The 2,209-nt window shown below is 36.8% G+C and carries 4 protein-coding genes; 1 reads left to right on the top strand and 3 read right to left on the bottom strand.

The genetic code is table 11. The features are described 5' to 3' along the window. Positions 1 to 295: 295 nt before the first annotated feature. From BTHERMOSOX_RS10590 to BTHERMOSOX_RS10580, 3 genes are read right to left on the bottom strand one after another with little or no spacing between them, the layout of a single operon-like run. Entirely contained in the window at positions 296 to 511 is a 216-nt protein-coding gene (locus BTHERMOSOX_RS10590; protein ID WP_171004751.1) for an IS3 family transposase, read from the bottom strand. Positions 512 to 545: 34 nt separating this feature from the next. Next, on the bottom strand, positions 546 to 1,319 hold the full coding sequence (locus tag BTHERMOSOX_RS10585; protein ID WP_249360693.1) for an IS3 family transposase: 774 nt from the start codon (positions 1,317 to 1,319) through the stop codon (positions 546 to 548). Between the two features lie 11 nt (positions 1,320 to 1,330). Further along, positions 1,331 to 1,657, bottom strand: coding sequence for a transposase (locus BTHERMOSOX_RS10580; protein WP_138121106.1), 327 nt, complete (start codon positions 1,655 to 1,657; stop codon positions 1,331 to 1,333). Positions 1,658 to 1,850: 193 nt separating this feature from the next. On the opposite strand from BTHERMOSOX_RS10580, the gene BTHERMOSOX_RS10575 reads away from it, so the two are divergent. Continuing rightward, on the top strand, positions 1,851 to 2,209 hold a 359-nt coding region (locus BTHERMOSOX_RS10575), incomplete at its 3' end, for a hypothetical protein (RefSeq protein WP_138121105.1).

The raw sequence follows: 2,209 nt of genomic DNA, 5'->3' as shown, positions 1-2,209 counted from the left end.
TTTAATATGAAAAACAATACATATTCTTCTAAAGATTTTTCAACGATAAGCGCTAAACTTATTGCTGAAACACCAGAAAAATTAATCCATAGGGATGTGCTCAAAGCCTCAATAGATGGGGACATAGTGAAGCTCCCCCACTTGACTGGACACCAAACTAATATTTTACGCATTATTTTTCTGTATCAATAATCTTTTTTGAGGTTTGCACCCAAGGTCAGGCTACGAAGGAGCAAAGCCCCAACTTGGAACTTGTTCCAAGCCCTAACTTAAGCCTTAAAGGCTTAATGTTAAGTTAGGGAATATTGTTGCGATAAAACCTCTTTTCATAATCATTAGGCGAGTAATAATCAATCGTTGAATGTCGCCTAATTTTGTTATAAAACACTTCAATATATTCAAAGAGACCTTTGCATAAATATGAATAATCATCAAAAATCCACTTTTCACCCGCTTGGCGATTTTTTAAACCCAGCCTTAGCCCTGCTAGGACAAGGTTTAATAAAATCACCAATCTGGCAAAAATTGAATTTTGCTAATCATCCCTATTTATGCAAAGGTCTCTCAAAGATAGCACTGCTTGCTTGTTTCCTAGTTTGATAAATTTTCTGATTGATTAACTCTGTTTTTAGGGTGTTAAAAAAACTCTCAGCGACTGCGTTATCATGGCATTCACCTTTTCTGCTCATGCTTTGGGTGATGTTATTTGCTTTGAATAACTTAAGGTATTCATAAGCTCTGTAGGTTGAGCCTTGGTCAGAGTGTAGTAGCACTTTTTGTTGTTTTGGTTTGTTTTTGATTGCCATTGATAATGCGTCAATGATTAATTTTGTATTGTTGTTCTGATTCATTGACCAGCCAACAACTCTACGAGAATACAAATCAATCACAGTGGCTAAATACAGCCAGCCTTGTTTGGTATGAACAAAGGTGGTATCACTGACCCATTTGCTGTTGGGTGTTGCAGCACTGAACTCTCTGTTGAGAATGTTGTTGGTAAAATTCACATTGTTTCTAGGTATTTTGGCTTTTTTGTGACAGATGCTAAAATGAGCGTAAATGTTGTTCTGACTCATTAGTCTTGCTACTTTATTAAGTCCAACCTTAATGCCTTGTGCCTTTAAGTCGTGATAAATCCTAGGCGATCCATAGGTTCTTCTGCTTTGTTTAAATGATTGGAGTATCTTAAACAAAATCTTATCGTTTTGCCTGCATCGAAGGCTTTGTGGTGTAGTTTTCCAATAGTAGTATCCACTTTTAGATACTTTCATACACCGACATAAAACGGTGATTGGATAGTTTGTTGCCTCAACAGCAATAAACTTAAATCTCAGTTGTTTTCCGCCTTGAAGAAGGCTTGCGCCTTTTTTAAGATTTCTACCTCCATTTGGGAGAGTTTTAAATCTTTTGCTAGTTGTTTATTCGCTTTTAATAACTCAGAATGTGTTGCTTTGTGGTGTTGGGTGTCAATATTCTCGGCGGTTCTTTTAAAGGCTTTGTCTTGTTTTTGATTCAATTCAACTCTCCATTTATATATCATGTTTCTACGAATGCCTAGATCTCTTGCAAGTTGTGCCACAGAGGTGTTAGGTTGATTTGCCAAATGTAGGGCTTCTAGTTTAAACGCTTTGGTAAAGGCTGTGTATTTTCTGGTCATTTTGGACTCCTAAATTGTTGTAATTTGGTGTCCAGTTTATTGGGGGAACTTCACAGTTTTTTGGTTAAAACTATTATACCAACTGGGCTTGCTGTGTTTTTTTAGTTTCTATTTTTGGATTGGGGAAATAATAACTTGCCCTGCAAGGGGGGTACGTGGTAGAATGCGAATTACTATTTAATTTTTAACTAAAATGACAATATTAAAAAACAAAAAAACTAACCAAGCACTCACATCTCTAGGGGGGGGGGCACACTCTAGTGCACTAACCAAGCTTAAACAGTTTTTTGTATTTTTATTACTAACCCTATCACTCAACACTACCGCCGTTGATGCTCGCCAAGCAGGCGAGCAAATACAATCTCAAATAGTCAATAAAGCCATCAGTACTACTGAAGGCTATATCAACACCCAAGCCAACGAGTTTATCAATAATTCTGGCAAAGGTAGAACTTTAATCAGCATCAAGGGTATTGAATCAGATAAGCCAAGCTATAGTATCGATACCATTCAGCCTATTAGTGAATTCAATACTGACATTCAAGAGCTAAC

The organism is Bathymodiolus heckerae thiotrophic gill symbiont, from assembly GCF_900128515.1.
Classification (GTDB): domain Bacteria; phylum Pseudomonadota; class Gammaproteobacteria; order PS1; family Pseudothioglobaceae; genus Thioglobus_A.
This window is presented reverse-complemented; position numbering and strand designations above follow the sequence as displayed.